Source organism: Terriglobus sp. YAF25, assembly GCF_052113305.1.
In the GTDB taxonomy this organism is placed as follows: domain Bacteria; phylum Acidobacteriota; class Terriglobia; order Terriglobales; family Acidobacteriaceae; genus Terriglobus.
Map to the genome: position 1 here is coordinate 1 of NZ_JBFRCY010000538.1, position 5711 is coordinate 5711.

Here is a 5711-nt window from a genome sequence, read left to right on the forward strand (position 1 = left end):
GAAAAACGCCCATAGGATGCGGAAGCCCTACACTACACCTATAGGGAAAATTCTCTAACAGTGGCGACGCTCAAGGAACAGGCAAAACAGATCTACCTGCGGACTCTCGAAGCAGCCAGGCTCGACAAGCATCTTGCCGAGCAGGTGCGATGGGCCGACGGTACCCTTCAGGTCGGAGAACATAGTTTTCCGCTTGAGCAATATCGGCGCGCCATCATCATTGCACTCGGCAAGGCAGCAGTTCCAATGGCCGTATACAGCGCGGATCTGCTGCGAGGGTACCTGCCATTCACGGGAYTGGTGCTGGCTCCGGAAAACTCGGGAGCTCCGGCGGAGCTTACGTTCCTGCGCGGCTCTCATCCCTTTCCGGATGAGAGCTCGCGCCGTGCCGCCGAGCTCGCGCTCGAGCTAGCGCGCGAAGCAGACGGTGAGACGCTGGTGTTGTGGCTCATCAGCGGAGGAGCCTCCGCGATGATGGAGATGCCGTTGATTCCTGAGGTCTCCATGGATGAGATGGCGGCGTTCCATCGTATGCTTGTGCACTCGGGCCTGAACATCGCCGAGATGAATGCACTGCGCAAACACGTATCCGCAGTCAAAGGAGGGCGATTGGCTGTTGCCGCAGCAAATGCTGCGACGCAGGTGACCCTGCTGGTGAGCGATGTACCGGAGGGGCGCCCGGATGTGATCGCCTCCGGGCCTACCATTCCGGATGGGAGTACGATCACCTACTGCCGGGTGTTGCTGTCTCGCTTGACGGAACCGTTGCCTGCGGCGATCGCTGAACTGTTCGCGAGTCTCGAGCTGCCGGAGACGCCAAAGCAGAATGATCCTGCTTTTGCCAGGGCCTTCTATCTCGTAGTGCTTTCGTCGTCCACTCTCTGCAGGGAGGCCGCTGCCATCGCTCGAGATTTCGGATTCGAGGCTGTAGTCGACAACGGATGCGATGAATGGCCTTATGACAAGGCAGCAGTCTATCTGCTCTACAAGCTTGCCCGCCTGCGCCAACCGGGCAAGCGGATAGCATTGATCTCCGCGGGAGAGGTCTCTGTACCGGTTACCGGCCCAGCCGGCAACGGCGGACGCAATCAGCACTTCGCGCTCTACGCTGCGCAACTCATCGACGGCATGGCAAATACTGCCGTGTTGAGTGCCGGCAGTGACGGTCTGGACGGCAACAGTCCGGCTGCGGGAGCAGTGGTTGATTCCGATACCTGGGAACATGCAGCAGATCCTGCAGGAGCGCTGGAACGATTCGACTCAGGAGCGGTCCTTGCTGCCATGGGAGACGCCATTGTTACGGGACCGACTGGCAATAACCTGCGCGATCTTCGGGTGCTTCTGGCGGAAGACTAACGTGGCGTCTCAGAAGTTCCTGCCATAAATGTTGTCATCCTGAACATAGTGAAGGACCTGCTTTCTGACGTTTCGGGATATCTAACTCACTTCGTTTGAAGTGATCGTCGAAAAGAGCGATCCATCCTCCATCCTCCGGAGAAAGCGGCCCATCGAAAGAGCTCTTGGCAGGGCGAGCGCATAATCGCCGGACAAACTGGGATGAAACTCAGAAGGCCACCGTTCCACCAAGCGTTGAATCCGAGGCAGGTCGATGGCACGACGGACCAGGTCGATCTGCTGCATCTGCGCAAGCTCCATCCGGATCGCGGGCAGCTCTGCCGTAAGCAGCGAAAGAAAGTCGGCGGCCTGTAGCCCGCGACGGCGTTCGTTGCGGACCATGTCAGGAAGACGATCCTTCATCGTGGTGCGGATCAGGGAGCGCCGGTCTCCATCCAGACAGCAGATCTCTTCCGGGATAGAGAGTGTGAACTCGATGAGATCCCGATCGAGAGGAGGGACGACATCATCAATCGATGCAACCGTCCGTCCGAGCATGTGGACCTGTTCCAGGTCCAGTCCTCGAAGAACGACAGCGCGTTCTGATCGTCCGTTAACGCTGGGTTGTAGACGTTCGGCGAGATATCCAGACCTCCGTAGAAAACTGAGAGATGCCCCCATGCTAATCGCGCGTGATGCCGGCTTTCTCTTGAAGAACGACAGCGCGTAATGGTGCATTTTAGGGAAGAAAGGCTGCATGAGATTCGCGAGGATGTGCTTCCAGCTTTCGCCGTTGCGATGCAATCCTAAGATCACGCGGCTCAAGGTGGGTATGCGTCCCGCCGCGAGCAGGCCGGGAAGAGCACGCTGACCGTGATAACTCAGGGTAAAGTTTCCGCCGATTCCATTGAGCAGAGTGACCGCGCCGCGCTTGGCGGCTGCCTGCAGAATTGCCAGCAACCACACGGCATTTGGAGGATTAAGGAAAGGCCGTTCCGTGGCATCGGTGCATCGATCGAGGGCCTGGAAGAGACTGTTCGCATGATTCGAGATCAGGATGTGCTCGATATTCGAGTGTCGCTGAGCTACGGCACGGGCAAAAGGAGCCTCATCGGTAAAGCGGCCTCGGAAAAGGGTATCGTCGAGGGGCGTAGCTGGAACCGCGGTGAAGGCGAGGAGAGAGCGGTCACAAGGGGCCAGAAACCGTGCCGCGGTGTCGGTGAGGGTGGAGCTATCCAATCCCCCGCTCAAGTGCGTTGCCAGTAGACCATGATTGGGAATGCGCCGCCGGACTGCCTGTTCCACGTGATGCAGCATCCCTTCGACATACTCCCGCGGATCGCGAAGACGGAGAACGGCCGTTTTCAGGGGATTCCAGAAAGAATGGACTGTATGCCGGCCATTCTGCCAGATAAGCGTGTGTCCCGGGGCAACTGTCTGAATTCCATCGAAGAAGGTATGTGTGGAGGTGTGAAAATGCCCTCCAAGCCACTCCGCGACTCGCTCTTCATCGGGCTTAGCGGGTTTGCCGGTGAGTTGCAGCAGATGCCTGACGAGCGATGCGAACGCGATACCTTTTGGGGTTAAGCTGAAATGAAGCGGGCGAGTTCCGGCGACATCGCGAGCGAGCAGAAGTTTGCGTGGTGGGCCATCCCAGACCGCGAAAGCGAAGTCCCCTATGAGGTGACCCGGCAGCTCCTCTCCCCAGCGATGCCAAGCGTGTTTCAGTAACTCCGAGAGCGATGTTCCGAAAGGCAGATCGAGCATCGAGGCCAGCTCTCTCTGGTTGTCGATACGTCCATCGAGCAGAAGAAATAGTTCTGGCGTGGAAATACAGACACTGTCGGGCGCGGCAAGGAGAAGGAGGCCTGGACGCGAGTACCGTGTTCCCTCCGGGAAATCTGCCGGAATACGATGAGGCGATGTTGGGGATACCGCTTCACGACAGATTAGGGCTACAGGTTACGATGATAACCAATGTTTCGCTCAATTCCCATTTTGGGAACAATTGAGCGAGCTCTGGTTACGCTTTGCAGCCCCACCAATATCATCGGCGGGTCTTGCAGTTTCGAGAGACGGTTTTCCTCGATTGGAAGGATCAGCTGATCAACATGCTGACGATCGAAGCTGAGACCAGGTTGGCCATCGTTCCGGCCAGCATGGCGCGCAGGCCCAGCCGGGCTAGATCGTTGCGGCGACTGGGGGCCAGGGCTCCGATACCCCCGATCTGCATGCCGATGGAGCCAAGGTTGGCGAATCCGCACAGCGCAAAGGTGGCAATGGAGAGCGACCGAGTAGAGATGCCGTGCGCGTTTGCCAGGTCTCCGAGGTCTTTGTAGGCGATGAACTCATTCAGAATGGCGCGGGTTCCAAGCAGATTCCCTACCGTGCGGGCCTCATGCCAGGGAATGCCGATCAGCCAGGCCACCGGCGCGCAGAGAAATCCGAGTACCGAGTTCAGCGAAGGCGGAAAGGGAATATGTTTCGCAATGCCCCCCATGATGCCGTTTGCCAGCCCTACCAGGGCCAGAAAGCTGATCAGCATGATGGCCACATTGAAGGCGAGCTGTCCGCCATCGATGGTGCCGCGGGCGATAGCGCCGATCAGGTTCTCTTTGGAGTGTTCCCCATCCTGCGGAGGCATGTGAACCGTACCGGCGGTAGCGGGAACTTCCGTCTCCGGCACCAGCATCTTCGAGAGCAGGATAGTGCCGGGCGCCGTCATGATGACCGCCGAGAGCAGGTCCTTCGCGTGAATGCCGAAGGAGATATACGCAGCCATAATGCCGCCAGAGACGTGCGCCATGCCCGAGGTCATGATGGTCATCAGCTCTGACCGTGTCGCCCCATTCAGAAACGGGCGAATGGTTAGCGGCGCTTCGGTCTGGCCCATGAAGATGCTGGCGGCAACGTTCGTGCTCTCCGCGCCGGAGGTTCCCATCGTCCGCTGCATCACCCATGCCATGCCACGGATGATCCACTGCATGATTCCCAGGTGATAGAGCACGGCAAAGAAGGCGGAGACGAAGATGATGGTTGGCAGCACAGCGAAGGCAAAGATGCTGAGCGGACTCTTCGGATCGCCCAGCGGGCCAAAGACCATCGAGGATCCATCGACCGAGTGCCCCAGGAAGCTGGTGATGAAGTAAGAGCACTTGGCCAGGATCTGTTGTCCAACCGTCCACTTGATGACCAGGAAGGCGAAGAGCAGTTGGCCTCCGCGCCGCTACACCAGTGCTACTTCACATCGGCTGCGGTAATGGGTTTCAGAATGAGCGGTCGCACCTGTGGTTTGTGATCGCTGATCTCCATGGTCTCGAGCAGCATCTCCGCTGGCCCGTCGATCTTCGATGAACTGGCCGCGAAGATCGTTACCAACGGATCGCCTTCCTTCAGAGAGTCGCCAAGCTTGGCATGCATCGTCAGGCCGGCGTCGGCGCTGACCGGGTCGCCCGGCCGTTCGCGTCCGGCGCCCAGCCGCTGGATCGCCCAGCCAACCTGGGTGCAGTCCATCGAGGCCAGATAGCCGCTGCGCTTAGCTTTCAATGTCCGGGTTGCGGCGGGCTTGTGGAAGGCTGCCGGGTCGTCGAAGACGCGGACGTCGCCGCCATGGGCTTCAACCATCAGCAGCCAGTGCTCCCACGCCTTGCCGTTCTCCAGCAGTTCCTTGCTGAGGCGTTCGCCCCCTTCCGCAGACCCTGCCTTACCGCCGAGGAAGAGCATCTGTCCAGCCAGGGCAATCGTCAGCTCGATGAGGTCCTCGCTGAAGGGATGGCGGATGCCCTTCAGGATGTCGACGCACTCCCACACCTCGACCCAGTTGCCACTGAAGCGTCCGAGTGGCTGATCGACGGTGGTCAGTAGAGCTCCAGTCCTCGTGCCGGCAAGCTCGCCGGTTGAGACCAGAAGGCTCGCCAGAAACTCCGCGTCTTCTACTTTCTTCATGAAGGCGACAGGCCCGCGGCGGCCGCAATTGGGGCCAGCAACAGCGAGGTCTTGTCTCCGATGCCGCCGGTGGAGTGCTTGTCGACATTGGTTCCGCGCGAGATGGCGGCATCGAAGACCTCGCCGGAAAAGCGCATGGCGCTGGTCAGGTAGGCAAGCTCGGTGCGCGTAAGACCGCGCTGGAAGACGGYCATCAAGAAGGCGGCCAGCCGCGCGTCGGTGACGTCACCGGAGACGACGTCGGCTATAAAGTTTTCGATCTGCTCGCCGCTCAATTCCTTGCCGTCGCGCTTGGCAAGAATGATGTCAATTGGATGAAGATGTTCAGACATGGTGCTGCAGGTCCTTCGCGTGCATCAGGACAGCATACCGGCTCATAGGCGGCTAGAGCATTTTTTCCTGTTACTGGGTATCCCGGGAGGGGCGTGCAG

General features: G+C 59.2%; 4 protein-coding genes and 1 pseudogene. 1 reads left to right on the plus strand and 4 read right to left on the minus strand.

Going from position 1 to position 5711, the window contains the following annotated elements; all coding sequences use genetic code 11:
- Window positions 1-60 precede the first annotated feature (60 nt).
- A complete protein-coding gene (locus AB4043_RS19635) occupies window positions 61-1356 on the plus strand; it encodes a glycerate kinase type-2 family protein (RefSeq protein WP_442302714.1) in 1296 nt (431 codons plus the stop codon).
- A gap of 81 nt (window positions 1357-1437) precedes the next feature.
- Here AB4043_RS19635 and AB4043_RS19640 read toward each other — a convergent pair whose 3' ends face one another.
- From AB4043_RS19640 to AB4043_RS19655, 4 genes and pseudogenes are all read right to left on the minus strand, one after another.
- Window positions 1438-3285: an asparagine synthetase B family protein gene (locus AB4043_RS19640; RefSeq protein ID WP_442307846.1), complete on the minus strand. Its 1848-nt coding sequence runs from the start codon at window positions 3283-3285 to the stop codon at window positions 1438-1440.
- 148 nt (window positions 3286-3433) lie between these two features.
- Window positions 3434-4555 (minus strand): annotated as a pseudogene (locus tag AB4043_RS19645) (NupC/NupG family nucleoside CNT transporter); the annotation flags it as partial.
- Window positions 4556-4572: 17 nt separating this feature from the next.
- Window positions 4573-5280, minus strand: a complete 708-nt coding sequence (locus tag AB4043_RS19650) for a hypothetical protein (RefSeq protein ID WP_442307844.1) — start codon at window positions 5278-5280, stop codon at window positions 4573-4575.
- Window positions 5277-5612 (minus strand): hypothetical protein, encoded by a 336-nt coding sequence (locus tag AB4043_RS19655; RefSeq protein ID WP_442307845.1) that lies wholly within the window; start codon window positions 5610-5612, stop codon window positions 5277-5279. The genes AB4043_RS19650 and AB4043_RS19655 overlap by 4 nt, the downstream gene beginning before the upstream one ends.
- Window positions 5613-5711: the final 99 nt, after the last annotated feature.